This window comes from Bradyrhizobium sp. SZCCHNS2022, assembly GCF_032377575.1.
Taxonomy (GTDB): Bacteria; Pseudomonadota; Alphaproteobacteria; order Rhizobiales; family Xanthobacteraceae; genus Bradyrhizobium; species Bradyrhizobium aeschynomenes.
This window is the reverse complement of sequence record NZ_JAUHHZ010000001.1, coordinates 4,256,382-4,276,772: the sequence shown is the minus strand read 5'-3', so window position 1 is coordinate 4,276,772 and position 20,391 is coordinate 4,256,382. Positions and strand designations below refer to the sequence as shown.

Sequence of the window (20,391 nt, the reverse complement as noted above, 5' to 3'; positions counted from 1 at the left end):
GCGCCGCCGCGAACCCATCAGCGGGCAGCTGACGGGGCATCGGTGAACATGAAGATCGCATTCCTGGCGATGGCAGGGCTGGTGATGGGAGTCGTGGGGGGCGCCACGGTCGGAATCGGCCTGGGGCTCGCCTGGATCGAACTGTTCAGCACCAGCGAGTTCGAGGGTTATGCCGGCATGCTGGTGTTCTTCACCTTCATGCCGCTCGGCGCCCTGATTGGCGGCCTTGGCGGCGCCACTCTGTTCGGAATGGCGGCGTTCCGCGATCACGAGGTGGCGATCGCGCGCCAACATATGCCTCACGAACGGGGTTGAAGAGTCGCGATCGTCATTCTCCACCCCTGCGGCGACGTCCCACGCGGTCGCGGTGTGCATTTGTGCAATGCAAAAACAACCGTTGCGCGTGCTTCTCAGACGCGTATCTAGGAGATCATTAAGTTGGATTGGCGCCCCGGCGCGATGTCATGACGATATCGCCTGATGGCTGGCGCGCCGCCGTGCAAGCCAGATCAGGATCAGCAGAAAGATGACGGAGCATAGCCTCTGGCGTCTGTCGCGCGCGTTGCATCGCGCGATCAACGACCGCCAATTCGACGCGCTCACCGAGCTTCTCGACGACGACGTTGACTGGGCCATCTACGGCCCGATCGACATGTTTCCGTTTCTCGGCGCCCGGCTCGGCAAGGATGCTGTGCTCGAGACCGTCCGGCAGATCGCGGACACCGTGCACATCCGAAGGCTCGATCGCGAGACGCTGATGCTGGATGACGGCGCGGCTGCCACGATGGTCCGCTGCGCCATGACCACCCAGGAGTCCGACAAGCCGATCACGGCCCGGCTCGCGCAATTCATGCATTTTCGAGCCGGCAAGCTGGCGCGGCTGCGCATCCTCATCGACACGTTCGATCTGGTGGAGCAGACGCTCGGCCGGCCCATCGACCTGCCCCGGATCGGCAGCTTCGCCTGAAGCCGGTCGTCTGCGTGTTGGATTGCAGTCACACCCACCAACAGCCCAACATATCGTGACTGGCGCAGCCATAATTTTGCGCCAAGATTCGACCATATTCTGACGGACAGGTTCGGGCGGCGGGGGTTGCTCTCATGAGATCGTATGGTTGCGCGCTGGCGGTTTTCACGGCCGGCTTCGGAGTTCTTGCGTCCTCCGCGCAGGCCCAGTCTCTGATGCAGGCGCCGCAGCCGATGCAGATTGTTCCCTGGCAGCAGATCGCTCCGGCCCCGCAGGAGGCAGAGGACGAAGAGGCGGAAAATCAGGTCGCCGCAGCTGACCCGATGAAGGACATCGACGTCGAGAAGCTCGACTGGAGCCAGCTCGCGATCGACGAGACCACCTTTCTCGATCGTCCCGAGGCCGCTGCCGCGGCGAAGCGCAAAGCAGCGGCCGAGAAGGCGGCCGCGCTCGACTGGTCGAACCAGAACAAGGGAAGCCTTGCCTCCGGCGTGTCGGTCAAGCAGTCGGTGTCTCCGTTCTGGGACGCGCGTGTCGGCGCCGACATGACGGTCGCACGGCAGCCGACCACGATGTCGGAATTGCTGGCGGAAAAGGCCGAGAACGGCGGCAACGCTCCGCAATCCGGCGGCTCGGCCTGGGCTGCCATCACCGCGCCCGGCGCAGGCTCGATCTGGGACAAGACGGCGGTCGAGGCTCGTGTCGATCCGGGCTCGGACCAGAGCCGGCTCGGCACCACCATCACCAAGGCCGTGCCGATCGATCACTACAATCTGACCTTGCAGAATGGCTACAACGTCACGCAGCAGGGCATGGTGCCGATCCCTGGCGCCGCGCCAAAGACGAGCCGCAGCTTCGACACCGAGCAATCCGCGAGGCTGTCGATTGAGGACACCGGTACGAGCGTCACGGCGGGACAAACATTGTCGTCGAGCGATGACAAGTGGCTGCGCAAGATCGGTGCCGAGCAGAAGCTGTCGGATGGTCTGAGCGTGTCCGGAACGGTCAGCGAAACGGCGCAGGGCGGCACCAGCAAGAGCATCTCCGCCGGCTTCAAGCGGAGCTGGTAAGGTTAACGAATTGCGGCAGCCCGCCACGAATGATCGAACCGGCGCCGCAGCTTCGCCGCGGTGTGGCCCAATTTGGCCGCACTGATAGGCTTTGAGAAGTTCGTCGTGCGGGGACACCGCGCTCGCTTGAACGCGAAATGAGGAAATAGCCGATGAATGCCATTCGTCCGGACAAGATCGATGGAACTGAAGCCGAGCTGGATACGGATCTGGCTGCGGTCTCGGAAGTCGAGGCCGGCATTCGTGATTTCGTCCGTAATGATATCGCCTATCTGCGCCGCCCCAATGCGGCCGCCACGGCCGAGGCCGCGATCGATGCCGATGCTGCCGTCAACAGCGTCACCACGCTGATCCAGCGCGTTGCCGGCACCTCCCTGTCGGAGATCGAGAACCTGATCGGGGAGCTCGAGAGCCTCCGCGAATTGCTGCACGCCGAAGGCCAGCGGGTGCAGCGCGAGATCGCGAGCTACGCCCAGCTCAGCCAGGCGGCGATGAAGTCGACGCGGGCGATCGCCGAGAACGTGACTCAGTGGAAGCGAGCCGCCGACGGTCTGCGCAGCAGCTGATCGGTCTCAAGGACTTCAAAGCGAGCCGCCGCGCGAGCCATCGCGTGGCGGCTTTCGTCGTTGGGGTGCCATACCCTTGAACGTCTCGTGACGGCCCTGCGACCAACACGTGCCCAGTTATTTGCGGGCATGTTGGGGCGGGGGCATTCACGTCGATGGAAACGATCCGGCCGGAAAACACCGATCCGATCCCGCTGCGGCCTCAGCCTCAGCGGATCGGGACCATCATGGTCCGCTTCGTCGGATTGCTGGTGATTGCGATGGCGGTCATGGTGCTCATCTGGAGCCGTTAGACCGCCGCTACGAACGGCTGCGCCGCTCGTCGTAGTTAATAAAGATTTAAGATCGTCACTCTTCGACGGAGGCCGAAGTCTCCAGCGAATACGAGCCGTCGGCATATCCCTTCACGACCATTCCCGTCGCAAGCATTACCGCGAGCGTCACGCTGGCAAAGATAAAGCCGAGGAGTTTCAGACCGCTGCGATCTGCCATGTTCATCCCCCACATCCTGATCCCTGATGGGCTGTCTTATAGAGTCGGGGTTCAGAATGCGTTAGCGCGAAGTTCGTTCCGTGCTGACAATCCTACGCAGCGTGACCTTTTCGCCTCAACCATTGTTCCGTCTCGGCACGAAGGCCGATGCGAGCACGGAGAACACCAGTTCACCGTGCTGATTGGTGCCGGTATTGCGCGCCTGCAAGATGCCCCACTGCGGACGCGACGCCGATGCACGAAGCGAATCAATCTCGCTCACGAAGCTGATCGTGTCGCCGGCAAGCACGGGCTTGAGCCAGCGCAGCTCACGAAATCCGGGCGAGGGGCCCCCGACCGCGACCGGCTCGCCGCGCGAGCGCGCGATCTCCGCGAGCCGTTGATTGTCGGCGATGATCAGCTTCATGCAGACCGAGCCGATATGCCAGCCGGAGGCGGCGAGCCCGCCGAACAGCGAGTTGCGGCCTTCCTCCTCGTCGAGGTGAAAGCGCTGCGGATCGAATTGTGCGGCGAAGCGTTTGATCTCCTCCGCAGTGAACGTGTAGGAGCCGAGCTCGCGGCGCTGGCCGACCTGAAGATCCTCGAAGAAGCGCATCAGACGACCTGCCCGCTGCGCTCACGCCGCTCGACGATGATCGGAGATTCCATTTCGCAAAGCCTCTCGCCGGCCTTGTTGCGCACGCTGCATTTGAACGTGACGATCCCGGTCGACGGCCGGCTGCGCGACACCCGGCACTCCTTCACCTCCACATCGAGCATCAGTTCGTCGTTCGGTCGCAATGGCGACAGCCAGCGCACCTCGTTGACCCCCGGTGAGCCCAGTGAGGCGGTGCGGCCGATGAAGCCGTCGAACATCATGCGCATCATCAGCGAGCACAGATGCCAGCCTGACCCCGAAAGGCCCTTGAGCATCGACTGCGAAGCAGCCTCGTCGTCCAGGTGCATCGGCTGCGGATCGAACTCGGACGCAAAGGCGATGATCTCGTCGCGCGAGACGTGTCGCGGGCCGAAGCTGCCGAACGGGCCTTGGGGAAAATCTTCGAAGGTGAGGGTCATGGGGTCGGGAATGGCTGAAAGAAGCCCGATTGTGGCCGCACTTTGCAGCAATCACAACCGGGCCGCTCGCATGGCTGAGGCCCGGTCACGTCGCACGAGAGTGCCAGAAGGCGCCAGATACCGGGATCAATTCGGCCGCCGCGCCTGCCGTCTGGCGCCGGATTCGAGCAGGACTTAAAGACGGATTTGCGTTGCGATTCGGAAGTGGCTGGGGGATCAGGATGTTGGAATTTCGCGATTTGTTCCAGTGGGACCGCTTCATCACGCCCACCATCATCAAGACGTTCTATTGGCTGGTGATTGCGCTCATCATTCTCTGGGGCATCCGCGGCATCTTCACCGGCCTTGCCGAGATGGCGATCAGCCCGTTCGGCGGCTTCCTGCTGCTGCTCTCGTCGCTCGCCGGCGTCATCGTCGGCATGGTGTTCTCGCGCATCATCGCCGAATTCGTGCTGATCGTCTTCCGCATCAACGAGCACCTCGGCGCGATCCGTGAGCAGGGGCGGATGTAGTCCGCCCCATGCGGCGCCTCAATTGTTGAAGCGGAAGTGCATCACGTCGCCGTCGGCGACGACATACTCCTTGCCCTCGAGCCGCAGCTTGCCGCCCTCGCGCGCCCCGGCCTCGCCGCCGAGCGCGACGTAGTCGGCATAGGCGATCGTCTCGGCGCGGATGAAGCCCTTCTCGAAATCGGTGTGAATGACGCCCGCCGCCGCCGGGGCCTTGGTGCCGCGGTGGATGGTCCAGGCGCGGGCCTCCTTCGGGCCGACGGTAAAGTAGGTGATCAGGTCGAGCAGCTGATAGCCGGCCCGGATCAGCCGGTCGAGGCCGGCCTCTTCAAGCCCGAGCGTCTCAAGGAAGTCGACGCGCTCCTCGCGCGACAAGGTCGCAATCTCCGACTCGATCTTGGCCGAGATCACGACGGCGATCGCGCCCTCTTCCTTGGCGCGGGCGAACACCGCCTGCGAGAAGCTGTTGCCGTCCTTGGCCGAGCCTTCCTCGACGTTGCAGACGTACAGCACCGGCTTCGAGCTCAGCAGGCCGAGCATGCCGAAGGCCCGCTCCTCCTCCGGCTTGCGCTCCAGCAGCCGCGCCGGCTTGCCGTCGCGCAGCAGCACCAGTGCGCGGGTGACGAGATCGTGCTGCTCCTTGGCGTCCTTGTCGCCGCCCTTGGCCTTCTTGGCGAGGTTGTCGACGCGCTTCTCGAGGCTGTCGAGATCGGCCAGCATCAGCTCGGTCTCGATGGTCTCGATGTCGGCGAGCGGGGCGATCTTGCCCTCGACATGGGTGATGTCGGAATCCTCGAAGCAGCGCACCACATGCGCGATGGCGTCGACCTCGCGGATGTTGGCGAGAAACTGGTTGCCGAGGCCTTCACCCTTGGAGGCGCCGCGGACGAGGCCCGCGATGTCGACGAAGGTCAGCCGCGTCGGAATGATCTGGCCCGACTTGGCAATGGCCGCGAGCTTCTCCAGCCGCGGATCGGGCACGGCGACCTCGCCGACATTCGGCTCGATGGTGCAGAACGGATAGTTCGCCGCCTGCGCCGCCGCCGTCTCCGTCAGCGCGTTGAACAGCGTCGATTTGCCGACGTTGGGCAGGCCGACGATCCCGCATTTGAATCCCATGATCCGTCTCGCATCCTCTCACAGCGACAACCGCGCGCGCCTCACGCGGCGCCAGCGTCGCCCTTGTCCAGAAAACCTTTGGCCTGCAGCGCCAGATGCACCTTGTTGGCGAAGGTGGAGTCGCGCTTGCCCGTCAACAAACCTGCATTGTCGGCCACCGCCTCGCACAGCGCCTCGACCCACGGCATCTCGCTCTTGGCGAAGTCCGACAGCACGTGGCCATGCACCAGCTCCTTGACGCCGGGATGGCCGATACCGAGGCGGACGCGGCGGTAGTCGTTGCCGAGATGCGCGGAGATCGAGCGCAGCCCGTTATGTCCGGCGATGCCGCCGCCGACCTTCACGCGTAGCTTGCCCGGGGGCAGTTCGAGCTCGTCCTGAAACACGGTGACGTCGCCGACGCCGAGCTTGAAGAAGCTGGCCGCTTCCTGCACCGCGCGGCCGGACTCGTTCATATAGGTCGTCGGCTTCAGAAGAATGACGCGCTCGCCGTCGAGCGCACCTTCCGAGGTCTCGCCTTGAAACCGGCGGCGCCAGGGCGAGAAGCGGTGGCGCCGGGAAATCTCGTCCACGGCCATGAAGCCGATATTGTGCCGGTTGCGCGCGTATTTCGCGCCGGGATTGCCGAGACCGACGAACAGCAGCATGGCGCGGCACCGGGACCTGCCGTCGCTCCGGGGCGCGCAGGACCAGCCCGCGCGCCCCGACAGCGGATCGGCTTACTTCTTCTTCTCGGGGGCCTTGGCTGCGGCGGCAGGAGCCTTCGCGGCGGCGGCAGGCGCCTTTGCACCGGCAGCCGGGGCAGCGGCAGCCGGAGCCGCGGCGGCGCCAGCGGCAGCCTTCTGCTCCTCGCCATAGCCCGACGGCGGCACGATGGTGACGAGCGTCGAATCATCGCGCGACAGCGTCTTCACGCCGGTCGGCAGCTTGACGTCGGAGATGTGCAGCGAGTGGTTGATTTCCAGCGCGCTGACATCGGCCTCGATGAACTGCGGAATGTTCTCCGCGAGGCACTCGAGCTCGAGGGTGTGGGTCACGATGTTGACCGTGCCGCCACGCTTGACGCCCGGCGCGCCTTCCGAGCCCACCACGTGCAGCGGCACGCTGACGCGGATGGTCGCGCCCTGGCCGAGCCGCATGAAGTCGACGTGGATCGGGAAGTCCTTGACCGGATCGAGATGGAAGTCGCGCGGGATCACCCGGTGCTTCTTGCCGTCGAGGCTGATGTCGAAGATCGTGGTCAGAAACCGGCCTGCGAGGATGCGCTGGCGCAGCTCGCGGTCTTCCACCGAGATCGGCAGCGGGGGCTGGTTGTCTCCATAAATCACTCCGGGCACTCTCCCGGCGCGACGCTCTGCCCGTGCGGCCCCCTTGCCGACTGACGGACGGGCGGTCGCCTTCAGTTCTCTGACGGTCGCCATCTTGCTTAAGTCCTTGTTTTAAAAAGTTAAAGGCCGCAATGCGGCCCGTTGCTGGACGTCCTTCGGCAAGCCTCCAGGGGTGCGGGGGCCGCGGACGTGGCGGCGTTCTAGCGGCAAACCCGGGAAATGACAAGGAAATGAAGGGGCAGGCGGCCCCTTCGTCCCGTCCCGGTCCGATTTGCCCCCGGCATCAGCCATCCGCGCTGCCGGCGCCCGGCGTGCCGGCCGCTCCGCCGAGCTTGGCCTCCAGCGCCGCGATCCGCGCCTTCAGCGCCTCGTTCTCCTCGCGGGCGAGCCGGGCCATGTCCTTGACCGCCTCGAACTCCTCGCGCTTCACGATGTCGAGGTCGTTCAGGATCTTTTCCGCCTGGTTGCGGATGACGGAATCGACCTCCCGCTTCATGCCCTGGGCGGCGCCGGCGGCGTCGTTCATCAGGCGGCCGATCTCGTCGAAAAACCGGTTGTTGGTCTGGGTCATGCTCAAACTCCGCTTTCCGCCTCGCGCTCGCTCACAGGATGGCGATCCGTCCCGCCACCTTCAAGATGGGCCCGTCTTGTCATGCCGCGGTTTCCTTGTCATCGTACTTGTTGCGTCGGCCCGCCGCGCTGTATGAGCGGCCCTGGATGACATCGATGGATGACATCGCGCCGTCCCTGTGGCGGGGCCCGTTCAGAGCCCGCATCGCCCGCGTGCTTCCCCCGGACACCGGAATGCCGTGCCCATGAAAGCCTGTAAATGACGCCTCTCCTCATCGACTTCCCCGTGTTCGATCCGGTCGCGATCGCGATCGGCCCGCTCGCCATCCGCTGGTACGCGCTGGCCTATATCTGCGGCATCGTGATCGGATGGTTCTATGCCCGCTCGCTCCTGAAGAAGGAGCGGCTGTGGGGCGGTCCGGCGCCGGTGTCCGCCGTCCAGCTGGACGACTTCATCCTTTGGGTCACGATCGGCATCATTCTGGGCGGCCGCACCGGCTATGTGCTGTTCTACAATCTCCCTCACTTCATCCAGGATCCGCTCGACATCTTCCAGCTGTGGAACGGCGGCATGTCGTTCCATGGCGGCTTCATGGGCTGCGTCATTGCCGTGATCTGGTTTGCCCGCCGCAACGGCCTGCCGATCCTCTCGCTCGGCGACATCACCACCGCGGTCGCGCCGATCGGCCTGCTGCTGGGCCGCATCGCCAATTTCATCAAACCGGAATTGTGGGGCAGGGCGGCTGATCCTGATCTCCCTTGGGCCATGATCTTTCCGACCGATCCCACCCATCTGCCGCGTCACCCGAGCCAGCTCTACGAGGCCGGCCTCGAGGGCCTGCTGCTGTTTTGCATCCTGGCTGTCATGATCCGGTTCGGGGCATTGAAGCGGCCCGGCTTGGTGCTTGGTAGCTTCGTCGCCCTGTATGGCACAGCCCGCATCGTCAGCGAGCTGTTCCGCGAACCGGATCCGCAACTCGGCTTCCTCTGGCGCGGCATGACCATGGGCATGCTGCTGTCGGTGCCGATGCTGATCGTCGGTGCGATCCTGGTGATCAGGGCGCTGCGCAAGCCCGGCGTACATCAAGCCACTCCCTCGCTGCAGGCCCATCCGTGATCGAGACGTCTCCGCTCCACACCGAGATCAAGCGGCTGATCAAGGCGTCCGGTCCGATGCCGGTCTGGCGCTACATGGAGCTGTGCCTGATGCACCCCGAGCACGGCTACTACATCTCGCGCGATCCGCTCGGACGCGAGGGCGACTTCACCACCGCGCCCGAGGTGAGCCAGATGTTCGGCGAGCTGCTCGGCCTGTGGGCGGCGTCGATCTGGAAGGCGGCCGGATCGCCGCAGCAGTTCCGGCTGATCGAGCTGGGGCCGGGCCGCGGCACCATGATGTCGGATGCGCTGCGCGCGTTGCGCGTGCTGCCGCCGCTGTACCAGACGCTCTCGGTGCATCTGGTGGAGATCAATCCCGTGCTGCGCGAGAAGCAGAAGGCGACGCTGACCGGGCTGCGCAACGTCACCTGGCACGACAGCTTCGACGACGTCCCTGAAGGGCCGAGCGTCATCTTCGCCAATGAGTATTTCGACGTGCTGCCGGTGCACCAGATGGTCCGGCGCGAGACCGGCTGGCACGAGCGCGTGGTCGAGCTCGACGAGGAGGAGAACTTCGTCTATGGCGCGGCCGCTGATCCGACCGCGGGCTTCGAACTGCTGCTGCCGCCGCTGGTGCGCGCCGCGCCGGCCGGCGCGATCTTCGAATGGCGGCCGAACACGGAGATGATGGCGATTGCCAAGCGCCTCCGCGAGCAGCGCGGCGCCGCGGTGATCGTCGATTACGGCCATGTCCGCAGCGACGTCGGCGACACGTTCCAGGCGATCGCCCGCCACAGCTTCGCCGATCCGCTGAAGACGCCCGGCCTTGCCGACATCACCGCGCATGTCGACTTCGATGCGCTCGCGCGAGCGGCGGATGCCGTCGGCGCGCGCGTGCACGGTCCGGTCACGCAGGGCGAGTTCCTGCAGCGGCTCGGCATCGAGACGCGGGCGCTCACATTGATGCAGAAGGCCTCGCCCGAGGTCTCCGCAGACATTGCGAGCGGCCTGAAGCGCCTCACCGGCGGCGGCCGCGAGGGCATGGGCTCGCTGTTCAAGGTGCTCGGCGTGTCCGATCCGTCGATTCCCATGCTGGCCGGGATCAGCGACGAGCACACCAACGAGAAGACGGGAGGCGCGTGATGCTGGTGTCATCGGATGTGATGTCCGCGATCCCCGGGCTGCGCCACGCCTTCTTCACCCGCGAGGGCGGCGTCTCCGACGGCATCTATGCGGGCCTCAATGGCGGCCTGGGATCGAACGATCAGCCGGACGCCATCAGGGAAAACCGCCGCCGCATGGCGCTGCATCTCGGCGTCGCGCCCGAGCAATTCCTCAGCGTTCATCAGATCCACTCGCCCGACGTCGTGGTTGCGACCGGACCGTGGGACGGCCCGGTCCGGCCGAAGGCCGATGCGCTGGTCACCGCAACGCCCAATCTGGCGATCGGGGTGACGACGGCCGATTGCGGGCCGATTCTGTTCGCCGATCCCGAGCGGCGCGTGATCGGCGCGGCGCATGCCGGCTGGAAGGGGGCATTGACCGGCGTGCTCGAAGCGACGCTGCAGGCGATGGAGCAACTCGGCGCCGAGCGCGGCCGGGTCATTGCCGCCATCGGCCCGCTGATCCGCCAGCAGAGCTACGAGGTCGGCGCCGAGTTCGTCACTCGCTTCATCGACGACGATGCCGAGCATGCGCGCTTCTTCCTGCCCTCGGCCCGGGAGGGGCATGCGATGTTCGACCTCGGCGGCTTCATCCGGATGCGGCTGGAAAATGCCGGCGTGCTGCTGATCGACGACCTCGGCCTCGACACCTATGCGGATGAGCGCTTCTTCAGTTACCGCCGCTCGGTGCATCGCAAGGAGCCGGACTATGGCCGGCACGTTCATGCGATCATGCTGGAAGGCTGAAGCGGGGCGCGATTGTGGCCGCATGTGGATTGCTTAACCCTTTCTGTACAACTGAGTGCACTCTGTCCCAATCTGTGGCAGCCGCGACCTAGACGTTAATCGATTTTAACGATATCGCTCCCGACGATGAGGGGAGCGCCGACACCACTTCGACGGATCAGCCGCGCCGCGCAGCACGCCTGCGTTGCCGCCTTGCTGATCGCGTCTGCTGCAACGCTCGGCGGCTGCGCGAGCAGCAGCGGCCCGTCCAACGCCTATGCAATGGCGCCGTCGTCGAGTGGCGCCACCATCGCCTTCGAGCAGATCGACGGCCCGCCGCCGCAGATCTTCGACCGCATGGTCAGCGTGCTCGACAGCGAGTCCAAGCTGCGCAGCCTTGCCGTCGTCTCGCGCGAGGCGCCCGCCGCCTATCGCGTCCGCACCTATCTCTCCGCCCAGGTCGTGAGCGGCAAGAGCGTGATCGCCTGGGTGTTCGACGTCTACGATCGTAATCAGCAGCGCGCCCTGCGGCTGTCGGGTGAAGAGCCGGTCGGACGCGGCGGCCGCGATCCCTGGAACAATGTCGACGACATGGTGCTCAGGAAGATCGCACAGGCCGGATTCAGCGGGCTCGCCAACATGCTGAACGGCACGCCGCCGAGCGAGAGCGCGCCGCCGGCGGTGCCGGCCGCGCGCGGCCCTGCCGTTGCCGCCGTCGAATCCGTCGCGCCGTCGTCCGACGGCACCAGCGTCGCCGCCCTCGGCTACACCGACCATTAGGCAAAGAGGCGCATTTTGCGCCGCTTTTGACCGGGAAAAACACCTGCGGCGGGTTGCCAGCTGCGCAGTGTCCTTGATATCACCTCGCCCGTGCAAAACCGCCGGTTCCACGGATAACCCGATATGCTGAACAAGGTCTCCAGCGAGCCGCGAGGAGAATTCGCGATGTCGGCCAAGAACGGCTCCATCAAACTCGTCGCCGGGAATTCCAATCCGGCCCTGGCCGCCGGCATCGCCGCCGAGCTCGGCCTGCCGCTGACGAAGGCCGTGGTCCGGCGCTTCGCCGACATGGAGATCTTCGTCGAGATCCAGGAGAACGTGCGCGGCTCCGACGTCTTCATCATCCAGTCGACGTCCTATCCGGCGAACGACCTGCTGATGGAGCTCTTGATCATCACCGATGCGCTGCGCCGCGCGTCCGCGCGCCGCATCACCGCGGTCGTTCCGTATTTCGGCTACGCCCGTCAGGACCGCAAGTCCGGCTCGCGCACGCCGATCTCGGCCAAGCTGGTCGCCAACCTGATCACCCATGCCGGCGTCGACCGCGTCATGACGCTCGACCTGCATGCCGGGCAGATCCAGGGCTTCTTCGACATTCCGACCGACAATCTCTATGCCGCGCCGCTGATGGTGCGCGACATCAAGGACCGCTTCGACCTCTCCAACGTGATGGTGGTGTCGCCCGACGTCGGCGGCGTGGCGCGCGCCCGCGGCCTCGCCAAGCGCATCAACACGCCGCTCGCCATCGTCGACAAGCGCCGTGAGCGTCCCGGCGAGTCCGAGGTCATGAACGTGATCGGCGACGTCTCCGGCCACACCTGCATCCTGATCGACGACATCGTCGATTCCGGCGGCACGCTGGTGAACGCAGCCGATGCGCTGCTGAAATACGGCGCCAAGGACGTCTACGCCTACATCACCCATGGCGTGCTCTCCGGTGGCGCCGCGACCCGCATCACCTCGTCGCGCCTGAAGGAGCTCGTCATCACCGACTCCATCATGCCGACGGAGGCGGTGCGCAACGCCCCGAACATCCGCGCGCTGCCGATCGCCCCGCTGATCGCCGAAGCGATCGGCCGCACCGCGGCGGAAGAGTCGGTGTCGAGCCTGTTCGACTGAGGTTGGTCAATTGAGGAGTTCGACGGGGTGGCTGAGGCATCTCGGCCGAGACTGTCGAACTTCGTTCGATTGAGCTGACTGTCCCTACATCGGAAGCGTCGCCTTTAGTCCCCACTGTCATTCCCCGCGAAAGCGGGGAATCCAGTACGCCGCGGCCCATCGATCCAGTCACGAACGTCTCGGAGTACTGAGATCGCCCGGTCAAGCCGGGCGATGACAACGGAGTGTGTGGCATCAATCCCGCCCACACGCGTCGTCCCGGCGAACGCCGGGACCCATACCCCCAGGGTGCGGATTGAGGCACGCTGGCCGTTGGCTTTGTGCTCATCACGACTGCCGCGGCTTGTGGATCCCGGATCGGCGCCGCAACGCGCTGCCGCGCGCAGCGGCTTGTCCGGGACGACAGTCGAGGATGAGGCGCATTCACGGCTCCAACTACAATCTGCATCAGTATGGGGACGCGTCGCCTCGTTCTCGCGGCGCACATCGCGTCCGAGCTTTGCTCTCAGCACCGCCCTCCACATCGAAGGGCGCAGGGAGGGCCGGGCGCTGGCCGCGCCCGTGGCCCGCCTGCGAAAAAAATGCAGGCGGCAGGTACCACAGGTCTGGCCGAGAACGCCCGGCCCTCCCTGCGCGATGGTTTTGACGGCTGCTTCGCGTTCTCCCCGGTGCACCGGCTTTTGGCCACCGTTGCTCGCGCGACGCGTGAGCGTCGGCGCAAGCGTGATACCAGCGTCGGGGTATCAGGACCGCGCGACTTGACCGTGCATGCCGGATCGTTCGTCGGCGCAAATCACTTCACGCTGCGACCCGACATGCCCACCGCATTCCGCTGCCGACGTCCATGACGACCGCGATACGTCCCCTCCGACGCAACGGAACGGGCGGGACCATAATGCTGATTTGGCGAAAAAGGCAAAAGATTTATTTTTATCCGAAGGGCTGGACAGCATTTGCCAACACAAAGTGATTTGGGCGACGGGCAGAGATTGGCGGATTACGGCTTCGCCTAATCCGCCCTACGCAGCTACATATGCCGCTTCGTAGGGCGGATTAGCGCAGCGTAATCCGCCATCGCCCGGCACAAACACTTTGAGGGGAGCTGTTCATCTCTCCCCGAATTCTCCGCTGACCGCGGCATCGCCAGCCCAATCGCTCGGGAAGAGCCCCGCGCGCACATCGCGGTGAAATGACGAATGAGGCCATTCGACAACGCTGCTGACGAGACCATGCTTCACTGGATTGATGTAGCAATACTCCACGTGCCGGGCATAATCACCTTCGTCGCGGATCAGATGCTCCCAAAATCGACGTTGCCAGATGCCCCGCTCTCCATTTGCGAGACGAACCTGGCTTAGGCGTTCAGTTCTCGGCAACTGCCGTGCGAAGCGAGTTTTGATCAGCCGCCAGCGCGTTGAGAAGTCGGCATCATCAGGCGGCAGCGTCCAGACGGCGTGCAGATGATCTGGCATGACGACGAAGGCATCGATCTCGAACGGGTATCTCTCCCGCGTCGTAGCTACAGCCGAACGCAAGATATCGATATGTTCGATCAGCAGACGAAGACGCCGATCGAGCAGGTTGACGGTGAAGAACCAACAGCCGCCTGGAACAAATGCGCGACGATAGTTGGGCATGGGGCGAAGCCAGCGTCGAGATGATGGCGAGGCTAGGGATGTTGATCACTTAATACAAGATCGCCGATGGAGTCTGCGTGGCGGCGGATTACCGCTTCGCCTAATCCGCCCTACGCACCGTCCCGTAGGGCGGATTAGCGCAGCGCAGTCCGCCAGCCTCTCGGCGAGCACGCCCTGCGTTTGAGCAACCTAACGCTTCTTCCACCCGCCACGCTTGCCCGGTGCGCCGCCGGTCGAGCGTGGCGCGGGGCCGAACTCCGGGCCCGACTCGCGGGAGTTGGTCGGCTGGATGATCTTGCTGCTGCTGCCGAACGGTTTTGGCGGCAGCTTGGCGTTGGGGCGGTAGGGGAGGGATTCCGGGCCGTGCATCTCGTCGAGATGGGGTTTGTGGACTTTGGAGGTGGAGGGAGTCCCCGTGGGGCGCCCCTCACCCCGACCCTCCAAGGGCGAGCTTCGCTCGTCCCGACCCCGTGAAGGACGGGGAGAGGGGGCGGAGGGACCGTCTTCGCGGCGGGAGCCGCCACCGAGGATTTCGTCCATCGAGGGCGCCAGCGGGTCGCGCTCGCGGGACTTCGCACCGCCGCGCGCGGCCGCGCCGCGGCCCTTCATCGCCGTGGTCGGCAGATTGGCGGCGTCGCCGTACTTCTTGGCGCCGGCGTAGGCACCGGCCTTGCCCTGGACGGTGCGCTGCTTGGCGGTGGGATCGTCGACGACGGCGAGCTCGGTGGCGCGCAGGCGCTTGACCTCGTCGCGGAGGCGGGCGGCTTCCTCGAAGTTCAAATCGGCAGCGGCCTCGCGCATGCGGGTTTCGAGATCGGCCAGCACCGTCTCGAAATTGTGCCCGATCGAGATCGCGTCGTCGGTGGCGGTGCCGCCGCCGGTTTCGATCAGCACGTGGTCGCGCTCGTAGACCGAGTTGAGGATGTCGCCGATCGACTTCTTGACGCTCTCCGGCGTGATGCCATTGATGGTGTTGTACTCGACCTGCTTCTCGCGGCGGCGATTGGTCTCGGCGATGGCGCGCTCCATCGAGCCGGTCATCTGGTCGGCATAGAGGATCACCTTGCCGTCGACGTTGCGCGCGGCGCGGCCGATGGTCTGGATCAGCGAGGTCTCGCTGCGCAGAAAGCCTTCCTTGTCGGCGTCGAGGATCGCGACCAGCGCGCATTCGGGAATGTCGAGGCCCTCGCGCAGCAGGTTGATGCCGACCAGCGCGTCGAACGCGCCCAAGCGGAGATCGCGGATGATCTCGATGCGCTCGATGGTGTCGATGTCACTGTGCATGTAGCGGACGCGGATGCCCTGCTCGTGCAGATATTCGGTGAGGTCCTCGGCCATGCGCTTGGTCAGCACCGTGATCAGCGAGCGGTAGCCCTTCTGCGCGGCGGCGCGGACCTCGCCGAGGAGATCGTCGACCTGGGTGCGGGCGGGGCGAATGTTGACGGGAGGATCGATCAGTCCGGTCGGGCGGATGACCTGCTCGACGAACACGCCGCCGGCCTCGTTGAGCTCCCAGCCGCTCGGCGTCGCCGACACCGCGACCGTCTGCGGCCGCATCATGTCCCACTCCTCGAAGCGCAGCGGGCGATTGTCCATGCAGGAGGGCAGGCGGAAGCCGTATTCGGCGAGGGTTGCCTTGCGGCGGAAGTCGCCGCGGAACATGCCGCCGATCTGCGGGATGGTGACGTGGCTCTCGTCGGCGAACACCAGCGCGTTGTCGGGGACGTATTCGAACAAGGTCGGCGGCGGCTCGCCGGGCAGGCGCCCCGTGAGATAGCGCGAGTAGTTCTCGATGCCGGCGCAACTGCCGGTCGCCTCCATCATCTCGATGTCGAAGGTGGTGCGCTGCTCCAGCCGCTGCGCCTCGAGCAGGCGGCCCTGCGCGTGCAGCTGGTCGAGCCGGATCTTGAGCTCATGCTTGATCGACTTGATCGCCTGCACCAGAGTCGGGCGCGGGGTCACATAGTGCGAATTGGCGTAGACCTTGATGAACTCCAGCTCGTCCTGCTTGTGACCGGTGAGCGGATCGAACTCCTCTATATTCTCCACGGTGTCGCCGAACAGGTTCACGCGCCAGGCGCGGTCCTCATAGTGCGCCGGGAAGATGTCGACGACGTCACCGCGCACACGGAAGGTGCCGCGGGTAAAGTCGTGCTGGGTGCGCTTGTATTGCAAAGCGACGAGGTCGGCGATCAGCTGGCGCTGGTCGATGCGCTCGCCCTTCTTCAGCGCAAAGGTCATCGCGGTGTAGGTCTCGACCGAGCCGATACCGTAGATGCAGGACACCGAGGCGACGATGATGACGTCGTCGCGCTCCAGCAGCGCGCGCGTCGCGGCGTGGCGCATGCGGTCGATCTGCTCGTTGATCGAGGAGTCCTTCTCGATATAGGTGTCGGTTCTGGGGACGTAGGCCTCGGGCTGGTAGTAGTCGTAATAGGAGACGAAGTACTCCACCGCGTTGTCCGGGAAGAAGCTCTTGAACTCGCCATAGAGCTGCGCGGCCAGCGTCTTGTTCGGCGCCAGGATGATCGCCGGACGCTGCGTCGCCTCGATCACCTTGGCCATGGTGTAGGTCTTGCCCGAACCGGTGACGCCGAGCAGAACCTGGGTACGGTCGTTGCGGGCGATGCCCTCGACCAGTTCCTTGATCGCCTGCGGCTGATCGCCCTTCGGCTCGTAGGCGGACTTGATCTCGAAGCGGACGCCGCCTTCGCTCTTCTCCGGACGTGGCGGCCGGTGCGGAGTCCACACTCGCAAGCTGCCGTCGTCCTTGCGGAACTCGGGACGGCCTTCGCGGATCAGCGACTCCAAAGCTTCCGCCGTGGCCTTGACGCCGAGCGCCTCCATCTTGTTGCGCGGCGGGCGCGCCAGGGCCTCGTCGTCGTCCTCGGCCGTCGGCAGGCCGAGCTGCCGCGCCAGCTCGGGATCGAGCGTCGGGATGGTGGCCGCCGTGCCGTAATTGGCCTGCGGGGCTTCGGACAGACCGGCCCGCTCCTCGCCGTCGCCCGCGACCTCAGCCCGACGCGCACCGCTGGGCTGCGGATTCGGCCGCAACGGCATCGAGCGGTTCGCCGAATCGCGGCTTGCAACGTCGGCGCTCTTGTCCCTGGTCGACACGCGCGCCCGGTGCGCTGCGGCCTCGCCGCCGCTGCGGCGGTCCCAGGAATTGTCGGGCGGCGGCGTCAGTCCGGTCGAGGACCCGATCCCGCTCTCGCCGCGATTGATGGCGGGGTTGAGCAGCTCGGCGAGTGCCGGCGCGATCGGCTGAACGTCCGGGCGATGCGCCTTCGATTTCGGTGTGCGGCCGGGCTTCTTCGGGGTGTCGGGGGTCTTCGCCATGGGCGGAATATGGGACTGATGGAGCCGACATGAAAGAGCGATCGCGGGCCACCCACCGCCTTGCTGACAGCATGGTGGCAGCAGGATCTGTGGACAAGTCGCGGGTCATGAACCGGCGATCGCCCTGGGGAGCGATCGCCGGATTGATGGGCACCGGAGCGAGCGGCGCCGCGGATGACGGCTAATGCCGGGTGGGAGGCTCGACGATGTCGAGATGGACGCCGTGACAGGCGACGCATTGCAGGGCCCAGTACTCAGAGCCGCCGCGACCATTGATGACGCTGAGGATGCTCAGTTCCGCATCACAGTCCGGGCATCGCGTGCGAACCGAATAAGTGAGGTGTTTGACGGCAGGCTCAGCCATGAATTGCAGTCCGCATTACGAATACACTCGGCATTTCGAATTGGCGTTGTGAATGGCGGCTCGGAACCGTAGGGCGCAGGGGTGGACAGTTGGAGATGACACTCTCTGAGATTGCTCCACGCTGCGCTATCCGTCTTTTCCCGGGGTTCGATCGATATCCTCCGTCGGCTGTAATTTCGTCGCACTATCCCCAGCGTTTCCGGAACCGGTCGATGTGGCTCTTTGCATCGGCGATCGCCATGTCCGCATCCGACCAGGCAAAGCCGACTTCGAGAGATGGGAACGAAACACCATTGATCACCACCGGAGTCATGTCAGCGCGACGAATCCGCGCGTGCCACAAGCCTTTTCCTGCTTCGAACGGCTCGATGGCGAAGTCCTCGTACAAGTACGTCATTGCCCAGTCCTGGATGTCCCGAACGGCAATGACAGCATGAATACGTCTGGCCAAGTGTGAACGGGTTCACACCGCAGTGTCTTTTTTGACAGTATCCTTCCGCTGAGCGTTCCGTGTGGCGGATTGCGCGGCCGCGCGCATGATCCAGCGCCGAAACGCTGAAAAATCGCGCTGTCCGGCCTGGAAGCTGCGATAGACCAGATACCAGCGCTCGCCTTTTGGGACGGTCAGCGCGAACGGTGCAACCAGGCGTCCCGCGGCGAGATCGTCATCGATGTAGGGGCGGATGCCCATGGCGACGCCGAGTCCGTCGATCGCGGCCTGCAGCGCATGGCCGTAGTACTGGAACTCGGTGCCGCGTGCGGTCACGCGGGTGACGCCGGCGGCCTTCAGCCACAGCGACCAGTCCTCGGCCGCGTGCGACACCCGCAGCAGGCTCGGACCCTTGAGATCGGCCGGCCGCTTCAGCGTCGCCGCAAGCCGCGGCGTGCACACCGGCACGAGATCGGCGGCGAACAGCGGCTCGGCGACGAGGCCGGGCCAGGCGCCGTCGCCGAGCTTGATGCCGCAGCTCCAATCGTCGCCGAACGGCACCGCCGCGCCGCCGGTGGTGATGCGCACCTCGATGTCCGGCTCCTCGGTGCTGAAATCCGCCAGCCGCGGGATCAGCCATTTCATCGCGAAGGTCGGGCCGACGCCGAGCGTCAGCACGCGCATCGACGACGGCGCCATGATCTGCGCGGTCAGGCTCGACAGCGCATCGAAGATCGGCGTCAGCCCGCTCTGGTAGGCGCGGCCGGTGGCGGTCAGCGCCAGCCGGTTGGCCTTGCGCTCGAACAGCACGACGCCGAGCCGCTGCTCGAGCAGGTTGACCATGCGGCTGATCGCGGCCGCGGAGACGTTGAGCTCGCTGCCGGCCGCCGCGAAGCTGCCGGTGCGCGCCGCCGCCTCGAATGCCTTGATGCCGTTCAGGAACAGAAGCCGCCGCATGCCGCCCTCAGGAAAACTGATGCAGGGCAAGATAACTCGGTTTGTGCCGCCGCCGCCAGTGCGACACTGTGCGTGCAGAGGAGATCAGCCATGACGCCCGTCCTGATTGCAGCGCTCGGATTGCTGATGGTCGCGACGGCGTTCCTGTCGGGGCTGTTCGGCATGGCGGGCGGGCTGGTCCTGATCGGCGTGCTCTTGGCCATCATGCCGTTGCCGGCGGCGATGGTGCTGCATGCGATCACGCAGATGGCCTCCAACGGCTGGCGCGCGGTGCTGTGGCGGCGGCACATCCGCTGGCGGCCTGTCGCGGTGTATCTGATCGGCTGCGCGCTGGCGCTCGGCCTGTGGTCGCTGATCCGATACGTGCCGGACAAGCCGGTTGCGCTGCTGCTGCTCGGCATCACGCCGTTCCTGGCGCGGCTGATGCCGGCCGGCCTCAAGCCCGATCCGGACAGCGTGTGGCAGGGCGCGGTCTACGGCATGATCTGCATGGGGCTGATGCTGATGACCGGCGTGTCCGGCCCGCTGCTCGACACCTTCTTCCTCGGCGCGCGGTTCGACCGCAAGTCGATCGTCGCCACCAAGGCGACCTGCCAGGTCGCGAGCCATCTCACCAAGCTGATCTATTTCGGCGGCATCATCGACCAGGCGGCGCAGCTCGATCCGGTGCTCGCGGCCGTGGCGATCGCGGCGTCGATGCTCGGCACCACCCTGGCGCGGCGCATCCTCGAAGCGATGAGCGAGCAGCAGTTCCGGGTCTGGGCCAACCGCATCATCACGGCAGTGGCGAGCTACTACATTCTTTACGGCGGCTGGCTGCTGGTGATCGCGCAAAGCTCCATTGCAGCCGAATGAGGTAGCCATGACTGGATCAGCCGATGCCCTGGTGCTCGATTTCGTCGAGTGGATCGCTCGGGAGCCGCGCAGCCATGCGGAGGTGATCGAGACGTGGCGGACGAGCTGTCCGCGGCTGACGATCTGGGAGGATGCCGCCGACGCCGGCTATGTCGCGCGCAGGCCGGCCGCGGGCGGCGGCGTCATCGCCGTCACCGAGGCCGGCACGCAGCTGCTGCGCGACAATAGCCGAGTCGTGAGCTAGAA

At 65.4% G+C, this 20,391-nt stretch carries 23 protein-coding genes; 12 read left to right on the top strand and 11 right to left on the bottom strand.

All coding sequences use genetic code 11. The annotated features are described in order from the left end of the window. Positions 1–48: 48 nt before the first annotated feature. The 4 genes from QXZ94_RS19205 to QXZ94_RS19190 all read left to right on the top strand — a co-directional run bounded on the left by QXZ94_RS19205 (position 49) and on the right by QXZ94_RS19190 (position 2,603). Positions 49–315, top strand: coding sequence for a hypothetical protein (locus QXZ94_RS19205; RefSeq protein WP_315721729.1), 267 nt, complete (start codon positions 49–51; stop codon positions 313–315). 211 nt (positions 316–526) lie between these two features. Continuing rightward, a complete protein-coding gene (locus QXZ94_RS19200) occupies positions 527–967 on the top strand; it encodes a nuclear transport factor 2 family protein (RefSeq protein ID WP_315721728.1) in 441 nt (146 codons plus the stop codon). 134 nt (positions 968–1,101) lie between these two features. After that, positions 1,102–2,037, top strand: coding sequence for a hypothetical protein (locus QXZ94_RS19195; RefSeq protein ID WP_315721727.1), 936 nt, complete (start codon positions 1,102–1,104; stop codon positions 2,035–2,037). A gap of 152 nt (positions 2,038–2,189) precedes the next feature. Continuing rightward, positions 2,190–2,603 carry a hypothetical protein gene (locus QXZ94_RS19190; RefSeq protein ID WP_172112404.1) on the top strand — a complete coding sequence of 138 codons (414 nt, stop codon included), beginning with the start codon at positions 2,190–2,192 and terminating at the stop codon, positions 2,601–2,603. 348 nt (positions 2,604–2,951) lie between these two features. Here QXZ94_RS19190 and QXZ94_RS19185 read toward each other — a convergent pair whose 3' ends face one another. From QXZ94_RS19185 to QXZ94_RS19175, 3 genes are all read right to left on the bottom strand, one after another. After that, positions 2,952–3,101 carry a hypothetical protein gene (locus tag QXZ94_RS19185; RefSeq protein WP_172112180.1) on the bottom strand — a complete coding sequence of 50 codons (150 nt, stop codon included), beginning with the start codon at positions 3,099–3,101 and terminating at the stop codon, positions 2,952–2,954. Positions 3,102–3,210: 109 nt separating this feature from the next. Next, a complete protein-coding gene (locus QXZ94_RS19180; protein ID WP_315721725.1) occupies positions 3,211–3,690 on the bottom strand; it encodes a MaoC family dehydratase in 480 nt (159 codons plus the stop codon). Further along, positions 3,690–4,151, bottom strand: coding sequence for a MaoC family dehydratase (locus QXZ94_RS19175; protein ID WP_315726383.1), 462 nt, complete (start codon positions 4,149–4,151; stop codon positions 3,690–3,692). Before QXZ94_RS19175 ends, QXZ94_RS19180 begins: the two co-directional genes overlap by 1 nt. Before the next feature lie 221 nt (positions 4,152–4,372). Between QXZ94_RS19175 and QXZ94_RS19170 the strand changes: the two genes are divergently transcribed. Next, entirely contained in the window at positions 4,373–4,663 is a 291-nt protein-coding gene (locus tag QXZ94_RS19170; protein ID WP_172112402.1) for a DUF4282 domain-containing protein, read from the top strand. An 18-nt stretch (positions 4,664–4,681) separates the two neighbouring features. On the opposite strand, the gene ychF is transcribed toward QXZ94_RS19170, so the two are convergent. The 4 genes from ychF to QXZ94_RS19150 all read right to left on the bottom strand — a co-directional run bounded on the left by ychF (position 4,682) and on the right by QXZ94_RS19150 (position 7,678). Continuing rightward, positions 4,682–5,779 carry a redox-regulated ATPase YchF gene (ychF, locus tag QXZ94_RS19165; RefSeq protein WP_009029536.1) on the bottom strand — a complete coding sequence of 366 codons (1,098 nt, stop codon included), beginning with the start codon at positions 5,777–5,779 and terminating at the stop codon, positions 4,682–4,684. Positions 5,780–5,820: 41 nt separating this feature from the next. Further along, complete coding sequence (gene pth, locus QXZ94_RS19160) at positions 5,821–6,426, bottom strand: aminoacyl-tRNA hydrolase (RefSeq protein WP_315721724.1); 606 nt, start codon at positions 6,424–6,426, stop codon at positions 5,821–5,823. Between the two features lie 72 nt (positions 6,427–6,498). Continuing rightward, entirely contained in the window at positions 6,499–7,200 is a 702-nt protein-coding gene (locus tag QXZ94_RS19155) for a 50S ribosomal protein L25/general stress protein Ctc (RefSeq protein ID WP_315721723.1), read from the bottom strand. 190 nt (positions 7,201–7,390) lie between these two features. After that, entirely contained in the window at positions 7,391–7,678 is a 288-nt protein-coding gene (locus QXZ94_RS19150; protein WP_172112398.1) for an accessory factor UbiK family protein, read from the bottom strand. Positions 7,679–7,936: 258 nt separating this feature from the next. Between QXZ94_RS19150 and lgt the strand changes: the two genes are divergently transcribed. From lgt to QXZ94_RS19125, 5 genes are all read left to right on the top strand, one after another. After that, positions 7,937–8,794, top strand: coding sequence for a prolipoprotein diacylglyceryl transferase (gene lgt / locus QXZ94_RS19145; RefSeq protein ID WP_315721722.1), 858 nt, complete (start codon positions 7,937–7,939; stop codon positions 8,792–8,794). Further along, positions 8,791–9,918 (top strand): class I SAM-dependent methyltransferase, encoded by a 1,128-nt coding sequence (locus tag QXZ94_RS19140; RefSeq protein WP_172132318.1) that lies wholly within the window; start codon positions 8,791–8,793, stop codon positions 9,916–9,918. Before lgt ends, QXZ94_RS19140 begins: the two co-directional genes overlap by 4 nt. 20 nt (positions 9,919–9,938) lie before the next feature. Next, entirely contained in the window at positions 9,939–10,685 is a 747-nt protein-coding gene (gene pgeF / locus QXZ94_RS19135) for a peptidoglycan editing factor PgeF (RefSeq protein ID WP_409998801.1), read from the top strand. Between the two features lie 195 nt (positions 10,686–10,880). Next, positions 10,881–11,444, top strand: coding sequence for a hypothetical protein (locus QXZ94_RS19130; protein ID WP_315726381.1), 564 nt, complete (start codon positions 10,881–10,883; stop codon positions 11,442–11,444). A 165-nt stretch (positions 11,445–11,609) separates the two neighbouring features. Further along, positions 11,610–12,563 carry a ribose-phosphate pyrophosphokinase gene (locus QXZ94_RS19125; protein WP_172112515.1) on the top strand — a complete coding sequence of 318 codons (954 nt, stop codon included), beginning with the start codon at positions 11,610–11,612 and terminating at the stop codon, positions 12,561–12,563. Positions 12,564–13,669: 1,106 nt separating this feature from the next. Here the strand turns inward: QXZ94_RS19125 and QXZ94_RS19120 are convergent. From QXZ94_RS19120 to QXZ94_RS19100, 4 genes are all read right to left on the bottom strand, one after another. Continuing rightward, entirely contained in the window at positions 13,670–14,200 is a 531-nt protein-coding gene (locus QXZ94_RS19120; protein ID WP_315721720.1) for an REP-associated tyrosine transposase, read from the bottom strand. A 189-nt stretch (positions 14,201–14,389) separates the two neighbouring features. Beyond that, on the bottom strand, positions 14,390–17,539 hold the full coding sequence (uvrB, locus tag QXZ94_RS19115) for an excinuclease ABC subunit UvrB (protein ID WP_315721719.1): 3,150 nt from the start codon (positions 17,537–17,539) through the stop codon (positions 14,390–14,392). A 548-nt stretch (positions 17,540–18,087) separates the two neighbouring features. Then, on the bottom strand, positions 18,088–18,300 hold the full coding sequence (locus QXZ94_RS19105) for a hypothetical protein (RefSeq protein ID WP_172112391.1): 213 nt from the start codon (positions 18,298–18,300) through the stop codon (positions 18,088–18,090). Between the two features lie 66 nt (positions 18,301–18,366). Then, positions 18,367–19,290: a LysR substrate-binding domain-containing protein gene (locus QXZ94_RS19100; RefSeq protein ID WP_315721718.1), complete on the bottom strand. Its 924-nt coding sequence runs from the start codon at positions 19,288–19,290 to the stop codon at positions 18,367–18,369. 90 nt (positions 19,291–19,380) lie between these two features. Between QXZ94_RS19100 and QXZ94_RS19095 the strand changes: the two genes are divergently transcribed. Then, positions 19,381–20,145 carry a sulfite exporter TauE/SafE family protein gene (locus QXZ94_RS19095; RefSeq protein WP_315721717.1) on the top strand — a complete coding sequence of 255 codons (765 nt, stop codon included), beginning with the start codon at positions 19,381–19,383 and terminating at the stop codon, positions 20,143–20,145. 7 nt (positions 20,146–20,152) lie between these two features. Then, positions 20,153–20,389, top strand: a complete 237-nt coding sequence (locus QXZ94_RS19090; protein WP_315721716.1) for a hypothetical protein — start codon at positions 20,153–20,155, stop codon at positions 20,387–20,389. Positions 20,390–20,391 lie beyond the last annotated feature (2 nt).

What these genes read in the sequence shown, in the direction of transcription:
- QXZ94_RS19205 (WP_315721729.1), top strand. Translation starts at nt 49, where the DNA reads ATGAAGATCGCATTCCTGGCGATGGCAGGGCTGGTGATGGGAGTCGTG.
- QXZ94_RS19200 (WP_315721728.1), top strand. Translation starts at nt 527, where the DNA reads ATGACGGAGCATAGCCTCTGGCGTCTGTCGCGCGCGTTGCATCGCGCG.
- QXZ94_RS19195 (WP_315721727.1), top strand. Translation starts at nt 1,102, where the DNA reads ATGAGATCGTATGGTTGCGCGCTGGCGGTTTTCACGGCCGGCTTCGGA.
- QXZ94_RS19190 (WP_172112404.1), top strand. Translation starts at nt 2,190, where the DNA reads ATGAATGCCATTCGTCCGGACAAGATCGATGGAACTGAAGCCGAGCTG.
- QXZ94_RS19185 (WP_172112180.1), bottom strand. Translation starts at nt 3,101, where the DNA reads ATGAACATGGCAGATCGCAGCGGTCTGAAACTCCTCGGCTTTATCTTT.
- QXZ94_RS19180 (WP_315721725.1), bottom strand. Translation starts at nt 3,690, where the DNA reads ATGCGCTTCTTCGAGGATCTTCAGGTCGGCCAGCGCCGCGAGCTCGGC.
- QXZ94_RS19175 (WP_315726383.1), bottom strand. Translation starts at nt 4,151, where the DNA reads ATGACCCTCACCTTCGAAGATTTTCCCCAAGGCCCGTTCGGCAGCTTC.
- QXZ94_RS19170 (WP_172112402.1), top strand. Translation starts at nt 4,373, where the DNA reads ATGTTGGAATTTCGCGATTTGTTCCAGTGGGACCGCTTCATCACGCCC.
- ychF (WP_009029536.1), bottom strand. Translation starts at nt 5,779, where the DNA reads ATGGGATTCAAATGCGGGATCGTCGGCCTGCCCAACGTCGGCAAATCG.
- pth (WP_315721724.1), bottom strand. Translation starts at nt 6,426, where the DNA reads ATGCTGCTGTTCGTCGGTCTCGGCAATCCCGGCGCGAAATACGCGCGC.
- QXZ94_RS19155 (WP_315721723.1), bottom strand. Translation starts at nt 7,200, where the DNA reads ATGGCGACCGTCAGAGAACTGAAGGCGACCGCCCGTCCGTCAGTCGGC.
- QXZ94_RS19150 (WP_172112398.1), bottom strand. Translation starts at nt 7,678, where the DNA reads ATGACCCAGACCAACAACCGGTTTTTCGACGAGATCGGCCGCCTGATG.
- lgt (WP_315721722.1), top strand. Translation starts at nt 7,937, where the DNA reads ATGACGCCTCTCCTCATCGACTTCCCCGTGTTCGATCCGGTCGCGATC.
- pgeF (WP_409998801.1), top strand. Translation starts at nt 9,939, where the DNA reads ATGTCCGCGATCCCCGGGCTGCGCCACGCCTTCTTCACCCGCGAGGGC.
- QXZ94_RS19125 (WP_172112515.1), top strand. Translation starts at nt 11,610, where the DNA reads ATGTCGGCCAAGAACGGCTCCATCAAACTCGTCGCCGGGAATTCCAAT.
- QXZ94_RS19120 (WP_315721720.1), bottom strand. Translation starts at nt 14,200, where the DNA reads ATGCCCAACTATCGTCGCGCATTTGTTCCAGGCGGCTGTTGGTTCTTC.
- uvrB (WP_315721719.1), bottom strand. Translation starts at nt 17,539, where the DNA reads ATGGCGAAGACCCCCGACACCCCGAAGAAGCCCGGCCGCACACCGAAA.
- QXZ94_RS19105 (WP_172112391.1), bottom strand. Translation starts at nt 18,300, where the DNA reads ATGACGTACTTGTACGAGGACTTCGCCATCGAGCCGTTCGAAGCAGGA.
- QXZ94_RS19100 (WP_315721718.1), bottom strand. Translation starts at nt 19,290, where the DNA reads ATGCGGCGGCTTCTGTTCCTGAACGGCATCAAGGCATTCGAGGCGGCG.
- QXZ94_RS19095 (WP_315721717.1), top strand. Translation starts at nt 19,381, where the DNA reads ATGACGCCCGTCCTGATTGCAGCGCTCGGATTGCTGATGGTCGCGACG.
- QXZ94_RS19090 (WP_315721716.1), top strand. Translation starts at nt 20,153, where the DNA reads ATGACTGGATCAGCCGATGCCCTGGTGCTCGATTTCGTCGAGTGGATC.